We start from the raw sequence: 14,479 nt of genomic DNA on the forward strand, positions 1-14,479 counted from the left end.
TTCGAAACGGGGGAAGACAGACCCGACCCCCGTCGCGCATGAGACGGGGGTCGGGAGTCGTGACGGCGGATCAGCCGACGATCTTGCGCTCGTCGTACCAGGGCGCGAGCCGGCGGCGGAGCACGGAGATGAGCAGCAGCGTGAGGTTCGCGATGATCACCATCACCACGACCATCGCGATGGCCTCGTCCATCCGGAACTGGTACGCGGCGAATTCGAGCAGGTGACCGAGGCCGCCGGTGCCGCCGAGGAACTCGCCGAGCACCTCACCCGTGAAGCCGAGCGCCGCACCGCGCTGGATGCCGGAGAGGCTGTAGGGCAGCGTGGCGGGGAAGATCACCTTCCAACCGAGTCCGATTCCCTTGGCGCCGTAGACCCTGGCCGCGTTGACGAGCGAGGGGTTCACGGTGACCGCGCCCTCCATCGTGTTCAGCAGGATCGGGAACACCGCGAGCAGGATGACGAGCGCGATCTTCGACTCGCTGCCGAGCCCGAGCCCGAGGATGAACAGCGGGGCGAGCGCGACCTTGGGCGTCGAGTACAGCACCCACAGGAACGGCGCGACCATGAAGCGCAGCACCGGTGACCAGCCGACCGCGAGACCGACGACCACACCGACGACGATCGCGATCGCGAGGCCGATCAGCAGGTTGGTGACGCTGAACGCGAAGGCCGACCAGAACTCGGGGTCGACCATGAGCTGCCCGAACGCGACGGCCACTGCGGTCGGCGCGGGGAGGAACGCCTCGGGAATCCAGTGGAACCAGCTGACGGCCGCCTCCCACAGGAGCAGCACCGCGGCGATCACCCCGATCAGGAGCAGCGTCCACTTACCCTCGCCCGAGCGCACCACACGCCGCGGCCGCACGATGCGGACGGTTCCGGTTGCCGAGACGACGCTCATCGCTTGCCCTTCCTCGTCCACGGTGCGACCCCGCGTTCGATGGCCGTGACCACCTGGGTCATGCCCACGCTCCACAGCACGACGACCGCGATCGCGGCGAACGCCTGGTCGGTCTGATAGGTGTTCGACGCGCGGATGATGAGTGCTCCCATGCCGCTCGACGAACCCGCGAGCTCGGCCACGACCATGCCGATAGTGGCGAGCACGACCGCCTGGCGGAGCCCCGCGAACAGGAACGGCACCGTCGACGGCAGGTACACCGAGCGATAGAGCCGCATCCGACCGGCGCCGTACACGCGGGCGGCGCGGATGATCGAGGGGTTCGTGGTGCGCATGCCGGCGGCGACATTGAGCAGGATCGGGAAGATCGCGCTGATCGTCACGAGGAAGATCACCGGACCGATGCCGAAGCCGAACCACGCCTTCGCGAGCGGCTGATAGGCGATCGACGGGGTGGCGTAGATGGTCCAGGCGATCGGGCCGATCACCCGGTCGACCGGAAGCGAGGCGCCCATGAGAAGCCCGACGGGGATGCCGACGACCACCGCGAGCACGAAGCCCGTCAGCCATGCCTGCACTGAGACCCCGGCATTGGCGGCGAGCGATCCGTTCGCCACGATCTCACCGAAACCCTGCGCGATGGCGAGGGGCGGTGGGAGGAAGACCGGGCTGATCCATCCGAAGACCCCGACGACCAGCTGCCAGAGCACGAGGAGGATGACGACCTCGATCGCGATGACGGCGGCCTTGCCCCGGGCGCTCAACCCCGCGAGCCAGGCGGCCGCTCCACCCCGGCCGAGGTTCGGCCCGGTGGCGAGCAGCGCGGTCATTTCGACACCGCTGCCGCCGTGGCCTCACCCTCCAGCGCCTCCCAGAGGTGGTCGCGGAGTTCGAGGAAGCGGGAATCATGCTGCACCGAGCGCTCCGAGCGCGGGCGCGGGATGCCGGTCGTGATGATCTCCTTGATGGCGCCGGGGTGGCTCTTGAAGACGACGATGCGGTCGCCGAGGAGGATGGCCTCCTCGATCGAGTGCGTGATGAAGAGGACGGTCTTGCCCGTCGCCTCGATGAGCTTCTCGATCTCGTCGCGCATCACCTCGCGGGTGAGGGCGTCGACGGCGCCGAGCGGCTCGTCCATCAGCAGGATGCGCGGCTCGGCGACGAACGCACGGGCGAGCCCGACGCGCTGCTGCATGCCGCCGGAGAGCTCGCGGGGATACGAGGACTCGAATCCCTTGAGCCCCACCATGTCGATGGCCTCCTGCACCTTCGCGCGCCAGTCGGCGGTGCGCAGCCCCTTCTGCATCTCGAGCCCGAACTTCACGTTGTCGAACACGGTGCGCCAGGGCAGCAGCGCATAGTCCTGGAAGACCACGGCCCGGTCGGGCCCAGGGCCGTTGACCTGCTTCCCATCGACGAGGACCGAGCCGGTGCTCGGCGCGACGAGGCCGGCGATGACGTTCATGAACGTCGTCTTGCCGCACCCCGACGGGCCGAGCACCGTGATGAACTCGCCTTCGAACACGTCGAGGTCGACGTTCTCGATGGCTATCAGCTTCTTTCCCGTCCGCGCGACGTCGTAGCTCACCGAGAGTCCGGTGACCGAGATCAGCGGATCCGCCGAGTCCCGTGCGGTGTCGTTCACGTCAGTCATCGTCGACCTCTCGTCTCATCGCCGCGCGTCGGTGCGCGACTTATCGCAGCTTCGGAAGCACCTCGGTGCCGAGGAGTTCGATCTGCTCGAAGAACCGATCGAACTTGAAGCGGAAGTCGAACACCAGATGCTCGGTGCCGACCTCCTCGAACCGCCGGATCTGCTCGACGGCCTGATCGGGGTCGCCCACGATCAGCTGACCCTCGAGGTCTTCGACGGTCTCGAAGCTGCCGGACGGCGGCTTCACCGCGAATTTCGCCTTGTTCGCCCAGGCGAGAAGGCCGGGGATGTTCACGTGCTTCAGCGCTTCTTCGCGGGTGTCCTCGATCGAGGTCGGCGGGATCACGGCGATGGTCGGCATCGGCCGGCCGTTCTCATCCGTCATCTCGCGCATGGTCTTGATGCGCTTCTCCATGGTGAGCAGGCCCGTGCGTCCCGGCATCCATCCGTCGGCGAACTCCGCCGCGAGACGGGCCGAGCGCGGGGTCGCACCGCAGTACCAGAACGGGATGCGTCCGCCCACGGGCTTCGGCTCGATCGTGACGTTCTCGAACTTGAAGATGCCGTCGTCGTAGGTGACGTCGTTCTCGGTGAACACACGACGCAGGATCTCGGCGTTCGAGCGCACCATCTCCACCCGGTCGAGGTCGCCCCAGCCGATCGCGTCGAACTCGTGGTCGAACGTGCCGGCGCCGAACCCGAGGATCAGGCGCGGGCCGAGCAGCTGCGTCATCGTGCCGGCCATGAGGGCCGTGACGAGCGGATGGCGGAACGGGATGAGCGATCCCGTTCCGAGCTCGATCTTGTCGGTGACGGCGCCGATGGCGGTGAGCGTCGTGAGCGCGTCGTAGAACGTGCGGTTCGGCTTCTCCATCTCGCCGTGCGGTTCGAACACCAGGTGATCGCGCACCCAGACGGAGTCGAATCCGAAGCTCTCGGCGAGCTTGGACCCCTCCAGGAGCTTCTCCTTGCTCGCCTCCTCGCCGAAGTGCGGCAGCAGCAGTCCGAATTTCATGTCAGTTCCCTTCCGCGGCGAATGCCGCCCTGTCTTCCGCCGATGCGGCGAGCTTTCCGAATGTGCGGTCGCCTGTGACCTCGTCGCCGACGTAGACGTCGACACCGCGCACGAGGGTGCGCTGGATGCGGGCGCTGATGGTGCGCCCGTCATACGGGGTCCAGCCGATCTTCGACAGCACGCCGTCGTTCGTGATGGTCCACTCCTCGGCCAGGTCGGCGATGACGATGTCGGCATCCGCCCCGATCGTGAGCGATCCCTTCACACCCTCGAGGCCGAACTTGGCGGCGGGGATGTGGGCGACCATGTCGATCGCGCGCTGCAGGTCGAGCTCGCCCTTGTTCACGGCGTCGAGCATGAGCTCGTAGTAGTACTGGATGCCGGGGGTGCCGGTGTGCGAGCTCCACATCTGCGTCCACCCGACCTCCTTCTCCTCGCGCGTGTGCGGGGCGTGGTCGCTGGCGGCGATGTCGATCGTGCCGTCGCGCATGCCCTCCCAGACGGCCGCGCGGTTGTCGTCGGGAACCCAGTAGCTGAGCGCGTACGGTCCGAGCGTCTCGACGTCGTTCCAGGTCGACAGGAACGGCGCCCAGTGGTTGACCTCGCAGGTCACGTCGATGCCGTTCTGCTTGGCGCGGCGCACGGCCTCGATCGAGCGCCGGGTCTGGATGTGCGCGATGTGCACGGGGCATCCGGAGGCCTCGGCGAGACGCAGCACGACGTCGATGGCCGTGTCCCAGATCACACCTTCGCGGGCGGCGTAGGCGGAGGCGTAGCCCTGCGGGGTGTTCTCGCCGCGGGCGAGGTAGGCGCCCTCGATGTAGTCCATGAGCGCCTGGTCGTGCGGGTGCACGATGAAGCGCTTGCCGGTCTGGGCGATGTGATCCATGATCTCGAGCAGGTGCCCGTGGTTGTGGATGCCGGTGCCGGAGGGGTGCGGGTAGTCGCGGCCCGTGTCGACGACCATGTAGATCTTGTACGCCCGGATGCCCATCTCGCTCATGCCGGCGATCTCGTCGAACTTGGTCGGCGCGGGGTTGTGGTTCCAGTCGACGATCGACGATTCCTCGTACCGGTGGAACACGTCGGTCAGGGTGGCGACATCGGTGGTCGGCGGCTTGAGGTTCGGCATCCCGAACATCGTGGTGACACCGCCGGCCGCGGCCTGCAGGCTCGTCGTGTAGATGTCGTCCTTGTGCTCGTAGCCGGGCTCGCGGGTGTGCACGTGCACGTCGACCATGCCGGGGAGCACGAGCTTGCCGGTGGCGTCGACCGTGCGCTCGGCGGCGATCTCGGTTCCTGCGGCCACGATGCCGGCGATCTTGCCGTCGGCGACGAGCAGGTCGGCTACGACCGGTCCTGCGGGGGTGACGACGGTGCCGCCGGTGATCTTCAGATCCACGCTCATCGCGCGACCTCCTCTTTGCTGACGGATTCTGTGGTGATGGACTCGCCGATCGCGGGTGACGGCGACGACCGGTGGATGAGGTGAGCCGGGCGCACGTACCGGTCGAACCAGCCGACGATCACCGGGGTGGTCTGCTCCCAGTAGGCGTCGTACGCGGCGTAGTGGGTGGTGTGCCGCTGCATGATGAGCTGCTTCGGACCGCGCGCGGCCTCGTACAACGCCTCGGCGTGGTCGGTCGGGGTGGTCGCATCGCCCTCGACGCCGATCACGAGCAGCGGCGTGGTCAGGCGGGCGGCCGCCTCGATGGGCCGGTACGCGATGATGCCCTCGGCACACGCCAGCGGCACGGCGGTGGGGATGCGGTCGTCGACGTCGGCCTTGATCTTCGTGGCGCGGCGCTCGGCCGTGGGGATCATGATCTCCTCGCGGGGGTGCACGATCCGCCCCTCCCCTGTGGCGACGCGCTGGCGGCGGTCCTCCTCGAGGGACTTCTGGAAGTCGAGCCATTCGTATTCGCTGCGCATGCGGTGCAGCCAATCCTCACCGTCGGCGACGGGCACCTGGCTGACGGCGGCCTTGATGCGCGGGTCGGCGTCGGCCAGGAGCACGGCGTTGCCGCCTCCGGTGCCGCCGGTGCCGAAGACCCCGATCGCGTCGGCGATGACGTCTTCGCGGGTGGTGAGGTAGGTCACGGCGTTCACCAGATCCTGCAGCTGCCAGGCCGGCGACAGGTAGCCGCGATCGCCCTCGGAGTCACCGAAGCCGCGGTAGTCGATCACGAGCACGGCGAAGCCGGCTTCGACGAGGGCCTCGTGGTAGCGGACGTAGAGCTTGGCGTCTTTGAGTCCGAGCCAGCCCGGCCCCTGCACGATCGCGCGATACGGCCCCTCATGATCGGGCGTGCGCCACACGGCGGAGATGCGCTGACCCTCGCTGAAGTACGAGACGGGTGTGGTCTGCATGGGTTCCTCTCGGCTGAACGCGGCGTCGCGATCGGCGATCTGCGCCGCTGCGGTGGGGCGTTTCCCATCTTCACCCATTTTGGATCCAGAATCCAGTATTGATTGGATCCAGTATCCGCGCTAGCATGACCGCATCACGTCGGCCCGATTGGTCGACGCCGGTGGTCCCGACCTGGACTGCGAACGTGCTCTCTCTTGCGCCCTTCCCCTTCCTCGTCTTCCGGAGAACCATGCCTGCCACCACCCGCGCCCTCGGCGCCGTCCCCGCCCTCGCGCTCCTCCTCGCCGCCGGATTGAGCGGATGCGCCGGTGCGCCGGCAGCTCCCGCCGCTGCCGCCGATCCGAAACCCGTCGTGCTCGACAACTGCGGGACCGAGGTCTCGCTCGATTCCCCGCCGCAGCGCATCCTCACCGTGAAGTCGTCGACACTCGAACTCGCGCTGGCGCTCGGCGCGGGCGACCGGATCATCGGCTCGGCGTTCTCCGACGGTCCGCTGCCGGAAGATCTCGCGGCAGACGCCGAAGACATTCCGGTCGTCTCCGACAAGGTGCCGTCGAAGGAGGCAGTGCTCGAACTCGAGCCCGACCTGGTGTTCGCCGGGTGGGAGTCGAACTTCTCGGTCGACGGCGCCGGCGAGCGCGCCGACCTGGAGCAGCTCGGCATCACCACCTATGTCGCGCCCGCCGCGTGCAAGGCGCCCGGGTACATGCCCGACCCGCTCACGTTCGACACGGTCTTCGACGGGTTCGCCGAGGCGGGCGAGCTGCTCGGCGAGGAGGACGCTGCCGCGGCACTCATCGCGGAGCAGCGGAAAGAGCTCGACGGGATCACCCCCGACGACCGCGGCCTCACGGCGGTCTGGTACTCGTCGGGCACGGATCAGCCCTTCGTTGGCGCGGGCATCGGAGCGCCGCAGATGATCATGTCGGCGGCTGGGCTCGACAACGTCTTCGCCGACGTGCACGACACCTGGACATCGAGCTCGTGGGAGCTGATCGCCGAGGCCGACCCCGATGCGATCGTGCTGGTGGATGCCGCGTGGAACACCGCCGACTCCAAGATCGCACTGCTCACATCGAACCCGGTGACCGCGCAGCTAGACGCCGTGAAGAACCAGCGGTTCGTGATCGTCGACTTCCCGGCGACCGAGGCCGGCATCCGCAACGTGAACGCCGTGGAGTCGATCGTGGCGCAGCTCGGAGAACAGTGAGCGTCGCGGTTCCGCTGCGGACGGCGCTCCCGGCCACCTCGGCATCCGTTCACCGCCCGCGACGGCGGCGCACCGTTTCGGCGATCGCGGTGCTGCTGCTCGTGCTGGCGGGCACGGTGGTCGCGGCGGTCGCGATCGGTCCGGCCGACATCACCCCGGCCGAGCTCGTGGCGAGCGTGTGGTCGCACCTGACCGGGGCCGCCAGCGGGCTCACCCCCATCCGCGACGCGATCATCTGGGAGGGGCGCGTACCACGAGTGCTCACGGCCGCCGCGGTCGGAGGCGGCCTGGCCCTGTGCGGGGCCGTGATGCAGGCTCTCACCCGCAACCCGCTCGCCGACCCGTACCTGCTCGGGCTCTCCTCCGGCGCATCGACCGGCGCCGTGATCGTCATCGTGCTGGGGGCCGCGGTGGCACTGCCGTTCGCGGCCTTCGCGGGTGCGCTGCTCGCTCTGGCACTCACTCTGGGCCTCGCCCGCGCGGCCGGTTCCGCAGGATCGACCGCCGTGGTGCTCGCCGGTCTCGCCGTCTCGGCCGTGCTCGCCGCGTTGACCAGCCTCGTGATCTTCTGGAGCGCGACGAACGACAGCTACCGCGAGATCCTCAGCTGGCTGCTCGGCTCGCTCGGCGGTGCGGACTGGGCGGATGCGGCACTGGCCGGGGTCGCCGTGGTCGTCTGCGCCATCCCGCTGCTGGCTTCGGCCCGACCGCTCGACAGCCTCGTGCTCGGTGACACCGCGGCCGAGGCGCTGGGAATCCCGGTGACCCGGCTGCGGGTGCTGCTCTTCGTGTGCACAGCGCTGCTGACCGGAGCGCTCGTCGCCGTGAGCGGGTCGATCGGCTTCGTCGGGCTGATCCTGCCGCACGCGGTTCGTGCGGTCGTCGGCGCCCGGCATCGCGCTCTGCTGCCGGTCTCGTTCCTCGCCGGCGCCGTGTTCCTCATCTGGGCCGACACCATCGCCCGCACCGTCTTCGAGCCGCGCGAGCTTCCGGTCGGGATCGTGACAGCGCTGATCGGCGGGCCGGTGTTCGCGGTGCTGATGCTGCGCATGCGGAAGAGCCGCGCATGACCGGAGTACACGGAAGCGGCCTCGATGCCCGACGCATCCGCTTCGGCCACGGCGACCGTCTCATCATCGACGGCATGCATCTCACCGCTCCCGGCGGCGCGGTGACGGCGCTCCTCGGACCCAACGGCTCGGGCAAGAGCACGCTGCTGCGCCTGATCGCCGGGACTCTGCGCGGCGAGGCCGACGCGCTCGAGTTGGACGGCGGGTCGCTCACGGCGATGCGGCGGCGAGGGCGTGCACAGCGGGTGGCCCTGGTCGAGCAGGAGTGGTCGGCGGCGGAGGGCATGACCGGACGCGACATCGTCGGCCTCGGGCTGCTGCCGCATCGGGGGTGGCTGTCGTTCGAGGGCGAGGAGGCGGATGCCGTAGCCACGAATGCGGCATTGACGCGTGCGGGTGCATTCGAGTTCGCGGAGCGCGACGCCGCGACCCTGTCAGGCGGCGAGCGCCAGCGCGTGAACCTCGCGAGGGCCCTGGCTCAACGCCCGACGCTGCTGCTGTGCGACGAGCCGACGAACCACCTCGACATCCGCGCCCAGCTCGACGCGCTCGTCTTGCTCCGCTCCCTCGCCCGCGACGGCATGACCGTGATCGCCGCGCTGCACGACCTGAACCACGCGGCGGCCTTCGCCGATCGGGTCGTCGTGGTCGCAGACGGCCATGTGCAGGCAGCCGGTTCGCCGCAGGACGTACTGACGCGCGAGCTCATCGCGCGTGTCTGGAAAGTCGACGCCGAGGTGCTGTCCCGGCCGGGCAGCGATCGTCCACTGATCGTGTTCGACGCGGAGCACGCTCTCGCGCGCTGAACTCGGCCGAACCCCACCGGGCGGGCTCAGCCCAAGCCGGCCTCCGCGGACGCGAACTGCGGAACTTCGACGAACGAGCCCAGACGGTGTGCGAGTGCCCGCGCTTCGGCCTCCTGCTGATCCTGCTGATCCTGCTCCCGGCTGACCATTGATACTCCCGCGCTCATGGCCGCGCCCATTCCGACTCCCGCTCCCGCGAGAACACACGCTTCCGCCGGTTTCCGAAGTTGGTCGAAAGTCATGGGCAGAGCCGCGCACGAGGTGTGCCCGCACAGCAGATGCGCGAGCTCATGGAGCACCACGTGCAGGCGATACCAACGCGGATCAGAGCGCCGCACAGGGATTCTCGCGCGATCACCGTCGCGGAGCACGAACCTGGGCACGGTCGCCCATTCGTCCTCGTCCAAGACGTCGACCTCGATATCCAAGCCCATCAGTGCGGACACCCGCTCCGTGATGCACTGCACACTCGCGCCGCATTCGACCTCCAGCTCTTCGAAGAGCCGGTCAACCCCACTTCGACCACTCATTTGTCCCTCACCCCTCGCATAGCCCGACCCCCTTTCGGTCGGACAACCCTCACACTGGAGAGACGGCGGTCAGGGCTCAGTCATTACGCCGAAAACCTGGGAACTTTCGGCCAGTCTTTCGAGACTTCCGACTATCACCTTTGGTCTCGGCCGATCGGGGCGATGTCGAGAGCCGCGGCAGCAAGATCGGCGGCACTGTCGAGGTCGCGCATCCAGAGCGGACGCACCGGCGCGCGCAGTCCGGTCGCCTCGAGGCCTTCGGCGAGCGATGCGTCTTCCTCGGCGATGAGCCAGGCATCGAGCAACCCGCCCTTCGCGCGTGCGCCGTAGTGGCGTCCGACCGCATCGGCAGTGGCGGGGAGGCCGACGGCGGCGAGGCACGCATCGGCCATGCCGCGCACGGGAGCGCCGGCGATGATCGGCGAGACCCCGACGACGGCCCCTGGCGCGGCGCGGACGGCATCGGCGATGCCGGGGACCGCGAGGATCGGACCGAGCGAGACCACCGGATTCGACGGTGCGAACAGGATGACGTCCGCTGCGGTCAGTGCTTCGCGCACCCCCGGTGCCGGCACCGAGTGCGCGATGCCCGGCCAGTCGAAGCCCTGCGCCGGAAGGGCTGCGCGATGCCGGGTCCACCACTCCTGGAAATGCATCCGGCCCTGCGCGGTGGTCACGTGCGTGTCGACTTCGGCATCCGTCATGGGCAGCACCCGGACCCCGAGCGGCCATCGGGACGCGAGGCGGTCGACCACGTCGGTCACGGAGGCGCCGTCGCGGAGCCAGCCCGTGCGGGCGATGTGAGTACCGAGGTCGAGGTCTCCCAGGGTGAACCACGGCCACCCGGCTCCCCACGCGTGCAGCTCGGCGGCGACGCGCTCGCTCTCGCCCACTCTCCCCCATCCGCGATCGATGTCGTTGACGCCGGCCAGCGCGTAGATCATCGAGTCGACGTCGGGTTGCAGCCGCAGGCCGCTGAGCCACAGATCGTCCCCGGTGTTGGCGATCACCGTGATGTCGGCGCATGTCCCACCCGCGGCATCCGGCCATCGTCGGCGTGCGGCCTCGCGCACCCCGACAACGAACTTCGACCCGCCGACGCCACCGGCCAGCACGACGATGCGCGGGGAACCGGCAGCGACGTCGAAGACACCGGTCATGAGGCGAGTACCAGCGGACGGTCGACGAGCGCCGCGGTGCGCGGGCCCAGACCTGCACGGCGTGCGGCACGGAGGTGCTCGGCGTGATCGAGGTCGCGCCGGAGACCACTCAGCACCGGGAACCCGACCTCGGCGAACCCGGCTGCGCGATGCGCGGAGGCCGAGTCGGGCCCGAAGCACGGAGCCAGGTCGAAACCCGACCGAGCAGTCGCGAGCACGGTGCCGGTCCCTTCCGCATCCGGAACGAACGCCCGCGGATGCGACGAGGCGAAGGCGAGCGCCCTGGCCAGCTCGTCCGGACGCAGCGCCGGGAGGTCGCCGAGCATCACGGCACGCGGGCGCATGTCGGGTGCCGCACTCACTCCGAGCCCGATCGCTGCGGTCAGTCCGTCGCCGCGGTCGCGCACCAGGCGCACCCTCGGCAGGAGACGGAGAGCAGTCGCGGTGACCTCGTCGCTCGTGACGACGATGACTTCGGCGACGCGCTCGCACATCGCGGCAGCCTCGACCGTGTCGAGCGCGATCGCCCGCGCGAGGGGTTCGCGCTCGACACCGGGGATCCGCAGCCGCGACTTGCCGATCTCGGCGCGCTTGACCGGGATCACCACGATCCACTCGCGTGCGGGTGCGCCCGGCAGCGGCACCCCGATTCCCGGACCCCGGATCATGTCCGTCTCCTCAGCCGCGCAGGGCGGCGGTGTCGCGCAGCCGGGGTGCGATGTCGCGCTCGAAGAGCTGCAGGAACCGACGCTGGTCGTGGCCCGGCGCATGGAAGACGAGGTGGTTGAAGCCCCAGTCGATGTACTGCTGGATCTCGGCGGCCACGGCATCCGGGTCGTTCCCGACGATCCAGCGCTTCGCGATGGTCTCCAGCGGCAGCGCATCGGCGGCCTTCTCCATCTCGACAGGATCGGTGATGTCGTGCTTCTGCTCCTTCGAGAGCGACAGCGGCGACCAGAAGCGGGTGTTCTCCAGCGCCGCCTCACGGGTCTCCTCGTACGACAGCTTGATCTCGATCATCCGGTCGTAGTTGTCGAAGGAACGCTCGGACTGCTCGAGCCCCTCCTTCACTGCGGGCAGCAGCTGGTCGACGTAGAGCTCCTGGCCCTTGCCCGAGGTGCAGATGAAGCCGTCGCCCGCACGGCCGGCGTAGCGTGCGACCATCGGCCCACCCGCGGCGATGTAGATCGGGATGCCACCCTCTGGGCGGTCATAGATCGAGGCGTCGTGCGTGGAGTAGTACTCGCCGTCGAAGTTCACCCGGTCGCCTGACCACAGCGCCCGCATCAGACGCACCGACTCACGCAGCCGCGCATAGCGTTCCTTGAACTCGGGCCACTCCTGCTCGCCCGCGCCGCGGAATCCGGTCGCGATCTCGTTCAGCGCCTCACCCGAGCCGACCCCGAGGATGATGCGGTCCTGATACAGGCAGCCCAGGCTCGCGAACGCCTGCGCGAGCACGGCCGGGTTGTAGCGGAAGGTCGGGGTCAACACCGAGGTGCCGATGCGGATGCTCGTCGTGCGCTCGCCGACCGCGGCCATCCAGGTCAGCGAGAACGGGGCGTGGCCGCCCGTGTGCCGCCACGGCTGGAAGTGGTCGCTGGCGAACACGGACTGCATGCCGTGCGCCTCGGCCGCGACCGAGATCTCGACGAGCTCCCGCGGGTCGAACTGCTCAGCGCTGGCCTTGTATCCGAGCGTCAGTGTCATGTCGCATCCTTCTTGTCGTGTTCTTGCTGTTCGTGTGGGTGCTGTTCGTGTGGGTGCTGTTCGTGCGTATCGAGGTCTGCCAGGGCCGCGGCGTAGCCGTCGCGGTACCCCTGGTCGAGTGCTTCGGCGGTGCCCAGCCAGAACAGGTCGCGCTCCGAGGCGCGCACGATGCTCGACGCACCGGGGAGGGTGAGCGGTCCGACGAGGTCGGCGCGTCCGCGCACCACAGCGACGGGGTTGCCGCTCGCCTTGCCCTTGACGAGGTCTGCTGCCGCGGCGAGCTCGTCGGCGACGCACGGGGTCGTGACGCTGAGCACCTTGCCCGCCTGGTCGGTCGTGCCGCGGAGGTCGGCGATCATCCGCACACCGCCGCCGCCGATCGCGACGTCGGTCTGCCCTTCACGCCAGGGACGCCCGAGGGTGTCGCTGAGGATCACGCCCACCTCGGCTCCCGTGGCCGCACGCAGCCCTGCGGCGAGCGCACGCGCCGAAAGATCGGGGTCTTCGGGAAGCAGCAGCACCCAGCCGTCGGGGGTGTTGCTGGCGTCGACCCCGGCGGCCGCGGCGACCATACCCAGGCGGTTCTCGACGATGCGCATGGTGTGCCCGTCGAAGGTGCGCGAGGCGACGAGGCGCACGGTCTCGGCGGTGATCGCCTCCTCACGGTCGGCGGCCTGCACGTAGCGCCCCTCCGCCTTGGAGACGATCTTCGAGGTGACGACGAGGATGTCGCCGTGGGCGAGCTCGACACCGGTCGCGAGGATCAGGGCCACGAGGTCGTCGCCCGGCTGCACCTCGCCCATGCCGGTGAGGGCGAAGACGCTGATCGCGGGGGCGTTCATGCGTGCACCTTCGGGAGGACATCGCGGCCGAAGACCTCGAGGAACTCCCGCTGGTCGGGCCCGACGTTGTGCAGGTAGATGCGGGTGAAGCCGAGGTCGGCATAGCGCTGGATCTTCGCCCGGTGCACGTCGGGGTCGGCAGAGATGAGCATCGACGCCCGCATGTCGTCGGCCGTCACTCCGCGCACCAACTGCTCGAAGTCGTAGGGCGAGCGCACGTCGCCGCGGCGCATCCGGAGTCCGGCGATCGGCCATTCGGACAGTGCGTTCGCGAGGGCCTGCTCCTCGGTCGGCGCCCACGAGAGGCGCAGCTGGAGCACCTTCGGGAGAGCCTCGGGGTCGTGCCCCGCCTCGCGTGCTCCTTCGGCGAATCGGGCAAGCAGGGGCGCGAGGCGCTCGACTTCGGCGGAAGTCGTGATCAGGCCGTCGGCGTTCCGGCCGGCGCGGCGGGCTGTGGCGGGGCCGGCGGTCGCGACATAGACCGGAGGGGCTACGGGCGGCATCGTCCAGAGCCGGGTCGACTCCATGCGGAAGTGCTCGCCACGGTGGCGGGTGTCGCGACCGGCGAGTGAGGCTGTGAAGAGCTTGCGGATCAGGTCGACGGCCTCGAACATGCGGTCGATGCGCTCCGCGGGTTCGGGCCAGTAGTCGCCGACGATGTGCTCGTTCAGCGCCTCCCCCGATCCGACGCCGAGCCAGGTGCGCTCCGGATAGAGCGTCGCGAGCGTCGCTGCGGCCTGCGCGACCACGGCGGGGTGCGTGCGGTAGCCCGGTGTCGTGACTCCGGGACCGAGGTCGCCGGTGGTGTGCGCACCGATCGCGCCGAGCATGGTCCACACATGGGCGGCCGCGCGGTGGCGGGGAAGCCAGGGCTGGAAGTGATCGGTGGCCATGATCCCGCGGAACCCGTGCGCCTCAGCGAGGACGCAGTTCGCGATCACGGCGGTCGGCTCGACCTGCTCGAGCATCGCGGCGTACCCGATGTGCATGTCGCCTCCTCCCCCTGCTGCTGTCTGCTGTCTTCTGCCGCGGTCTTCTGTTGCTGTTCCCATTGAATGGATACTGGATCCAAAAGTCAAGAGCGGCTCTTCTCCGCAGCCCCCAACGCTCGTCGAGTGCACGGGATCTCGTCGAGTGCACGGCTTCACTACGTCGACAAGCCGTGCACTCGGCGCGAAGCCGTGCACTCGGCGCCTGGGGGGCGGGG

Annotated in this window: 15 protein-coding genes; 3 read left to right on the plus strand and 12 right to left on the minus strand. The window is 69.2% G+C overall.

Annotated elements, in window-relative coordinates:
• Positions 1 to 70: 70 nt before the first annotated feature.
• Genes CQ040_RS18815 through CQ040_RS18840 form a run of 6 tightly spaced genes read right to left on the minus strand, consistent with a single transcriptional unit; the run spans position 71 to position 5,943 of the window.
• A complete protein-coding gene (locus tag CQ040_RS18815) occupies positions 71 to 904 on the minus strand; it encodes an ABC transporter permease (protein WP_105528297.1) in 834 nt (277 codons plus the stop codon).
• The gene (locus tag CQ040_RS18820; protein ID WP_105528298.1) at positions 901 to 1,734 is read right to left on the minus strand and encodes an ABC transporter permease; all 834 of its coding nucleotides are present in this window, start codon (positions 1,732 to 1,734) and stop codon (positions 901 to 903) included. The genes CQ040_RS18815 and CQ040_RS18820 overlap by 4 nt, the downstream gene beginning before the upstream one ends.
• Positions 1,731 to 2,558 carry an ABC transporter ATP-binding protein gene (locus CQ040_RS18825; RefSeq protein WP_105528299.1) on the minus strand — a complete coding sequence of 276 codons (828 nt, stop codon included), beginning with the start codon at positions 2,556 to 2,558 and terminating at the stop codon, positions 1,731 to 1,733. The genes CQ040_RS18820 and CQ040_RS18825 overlap by 4 nt, the downstream gene beginning before the upstream one ends.
• 40 nt (positions 2,559 to 2,598) lie before the next feature.
• Positions 2,599 to 3,573 (minus strand): LLM class flavin-dependent oxidoreductase, encoded by a 975-nt coding sequence (locus CQ040_RS18830; RefSeq protein ID WP_105528300.1) that lies wholly within the window; start codon positions 3,571 to 3,573, stop codon positions 2,599 to 2,601.
• 1 nt (position 3,574) lies between these two features.
• Entirely contained in the window at positions 3,575 to 4,981 is a 1,407-nt protein-coding gene (locus CQ040_RS18835) for a dihydroorotase family protein (protein WP_105528301.1), read from the minus strand.
• The gene (locus tag CQ040_RS18840) at positions 4,978 to 5,943 is read right to left on the minus strand and encodes an alpha/beta hydrolase (protein ID WP_105528309.1); all 966 of its coding nucleotides are present in this window, start codon (positions 5,941 to 5,943) and stop codon (positions 4,978 to 4,980) included. Before CQ040_RS18840 ends, CQ040_RS18835 begins: the two co-directional genes overlap by 4 nt.
• Before the next feature lie 230 nt (positions 5,944 to 6,173).
• On the opposite strand from CQ040_RS18840, the gene CQ040_RS18845 reads away from it, so the two are divergent.
• Genes CQ040_RS18845 through CQ040_RS18855 form a run of 3 tightly spaced genes read left to right on the plus strand, consistent with a single transcriptional unit; the run spans position 6,174 to position 9,030 of the window.
• The gene (locus CQ040_RS18845; RefSeq protein WP_105528310.1) at positions 6,174 to 7,154 is read left to right on the plus strand and encodes a putative F420-0 ABC transporter substrate-binding protein; all 981 of its coding nucleotides are present in this window, start codon (positions 6,174 to 6,176) and stop codon (positions 7,152 to 7,154) included.
• Positions 7,151 to 8,224, plus strand: coding sequence for a putative F420-0 ABC transporter permease subunit (locus tag CQ040_RS18850; protein ID WP_181157038.1), 1,074 nt, complete (start codon positions 7,151 to 7,153; stop codon positions 8,222 to 8,224). The genes CQ040_RS18845 and CQ040_RS18850 overlap by 4 nt, the downstream gene beginning before the upstream one ends.
• Positions 8,221 to 9,030 (plus strand): ABC transporter ATP-binding protein, encoded by an 810-nt coding sequence (locus CQ040_RS18855; protein WP_105528302.1) that lies wholly within the window; start codon positions 8,221 to 8,223, stop codon positions 9,028 to 9,030. Before CQ040_RS18850 ends, CQ040_RS18855 begins: the two co-directional genes overlap by 4 nt.
• 26 nt (positions 9,031 to 9,056) lie before the next feature.
• Here the strand turns inward: CQ040_RS18855 and CQ040_RS18860 are convergent, their stop codons facing one another.
• The 6 genes from CQ040_RS18860 to CQ040_RS18885 all read right to left on the minus strand — a co-directional run bounded on the left by CQ040_RS18860 (position 9,057) and on the right by CQ040_RS18885 (position 14,261).
• A complete protein-coding gene (locus tag CQ040_RS18860; protein WP_105528303.1) occupies positions 9,057 to 9,560 on the minus strand; it encodes a hypothetical protein in 504 nt (167 codons plus the stop codon).
• Positions 9,561 to 9,694: 134 nt separating this feature from the next.
• The gene (gene cofD / locus CQ040_RS18865) at positions 9,695 to 10,720 is read right to left on the minus strand and encodes a 2-phospho-L-lactate transferase (protein WP_105528304.1); all 1,026 of its coding nucleotides are present in this window, start codon (positions 10,718 to 10,720) and stop codon (positions 9,695 to 9,697) included.
• A complete protein-coding gene (gene cofC, locus CQ040_RS18870) occupies positions 10,717 to 11,388 on the minus strand; it encodes a 2-phospho-L-lactate guanylyltransferase (protein WP_105528305.1) in 672 nt (223 codons plus the stop codon). Before cofC ends, cofD begins: the two co-directional genes overlap by 4 nt.
• A 10-nt stretch (positions 11,389 to 11,398) precedes the next feature.
• Positions 11,399 to 12,430, minus strand: a complete 1,032-nt coding sequence (gene fgd / locus CQ040_RS18875; RefSeq protein ID WP_105528306.1) for a glucose-6-phosphate dehydrogenase (coenzyme-F420) — start codon at positions 12,428 to 12,430, stop codon at positions 11,399 to 11,401.
• Entirely contained in the window at positions 12,427 to 13,272 is an 846-nt protein-coding gene (gene cofE, locus CQ040_RS18880; RefSeq protein ID WP_105528307.1) for a coenzyme F420-0:L-glutamate ligase, read from the minus strand. Before cofE ends, fgd begins: the two co-directional genes overlap by 4 nt.
• Positions 13,269 to 14,261 carry a TIGR03557 family F420-dependent LLM class oxidoreductase gene (locus tag CQ040_RS18885; protein ID WP_105528308.1) on the minus strand — a complete coding sequence of 331 codons (993 nt, stop codon included), beginning with the start codon at positions 14,259 to 14,261 and terminating at the stop codon, positions 13,269 to 13,271. Before CQ040_RS18885 ends, cofE begins: the two co-directional genes overlap by 4 nt.
• Between the last annotated feature and the right edge of the window lie 218 nt (positions 14,262 to 14,479).

The organism is Microbacterium sp. MYb54, from assembly GCF_002979515.1.
Classification (GTDB): Bacteria; Actinomycetota; Actinomycetes; order Actinomycetales; family Microbacteriaceae; genus Microbacterium.

What these genes read in the sequence shown, in the direction of transcription:
- CQ040_RS18815 (WP_105528297.1), bottom strand. Translation starts at nt 904, where the DNA reads ATGAGCGTCGTCTCGGCAACCGGAACCGTCCGCATCGTGCGGCCGCGG.
- CQ040_RS18820 (WP_105528298.1), bottom strand. Translation starts at nt 1,734, where the DNA reads ATGACCGCGCTGCTCGCCACCGGGCCGAACCTCGGCCGGGGTGGAGCG.
- CQ040_RS18825 (WP_105528299.1), bottom strand. Translation starts at nt 2,558, where the DNA reads ATGACTGACGTGAACGACACCGCACGGGACTCGGCGGATCCGCTGATC.
- CQ040_RS18830 (WP_105528300.1), bottom strand. Translation starts at nt 3,573, where the DNA reads ATGAAATTCGGACTGCTGCTGCCGCACTTCGGCGAGGAGGCGAGCAAG.
- CQ040_RS18835 (WP_105528301.1), bottom strand. Translation starts at nt 4,981, where the DNA reads ATGAGCGTGGATCTGAAGATCACCGGCGGCACCGTCGTCACCCCCGCA.
- CQ040_RS18840 (WP_105528309.1), bottom strand. Translation starts at nt 5,943, where the DNA reads ATGCAGACCACACCCGTCTCGTACTTCAGCGAGGGTCAGCGCATCTCC.
- CQ040_RS18845 (WP_105528310.1), top strand. Translation starts at nt 6,174, where the DNA reads ATGCCTGCCACCACCCGCGCCCTCGGCGCCGTCCCCGCCCTCGCGCTC.
- CQ040_RS18855 (WP_105528302.1), top strand. Translation starts at nt 8,221, where the DNA reads ATGACCGGAGTACACGGAAGCGGCCTCGATGCCCGACGCATCCGCTTC.
- CQ040_RS18860 (WP_105528303.1), bottom strand. Translation starts at nt 9,560, where the DNA reads ATGAGTGGTCGAAGTGGGGTTGACCGGCTCTTCGAAGAGCTGGAGGTC.
- cofD (WP_105528304.1), bottom strand. Translation starts at nt 10,720, where the DNA reads ATGACCGGTGTCTTCGACGTCGCTGCCGGTTCCCCGCGCATCGTCGTG.
- cofC (WP_105528305.1), bottom strand. Translation starts at nt 11,388, where the DNA reads ATGATCCGGGGTCCGGGAATCGGGGTGCCGCTGCCGGGCGCACCCGCA.
- fgd (WP_105528306.1), bottom strand. Translation starts at nt 12,430, where the DNA reads ATGACACTGACGCTCGGATACAAGGCCAGCGCTGAGCAGTTCGACCCG.
- cofE (WP_105528307.1), bottom strand. Translation starts at nt 13,272, where the DNA reads ATGAACGCCCCCGCGATCAGCGTCTTCGCCCTCACCGGCATGGGCGAG.
- CQ040_RS18885 (WP_105528308.1), bottom strand. Translation starts at nt 14,261, where the DNA reads ATGCACATCGGGTACGCCGCGATGCTCGAGCAGGTCGAGCCGACCGCC.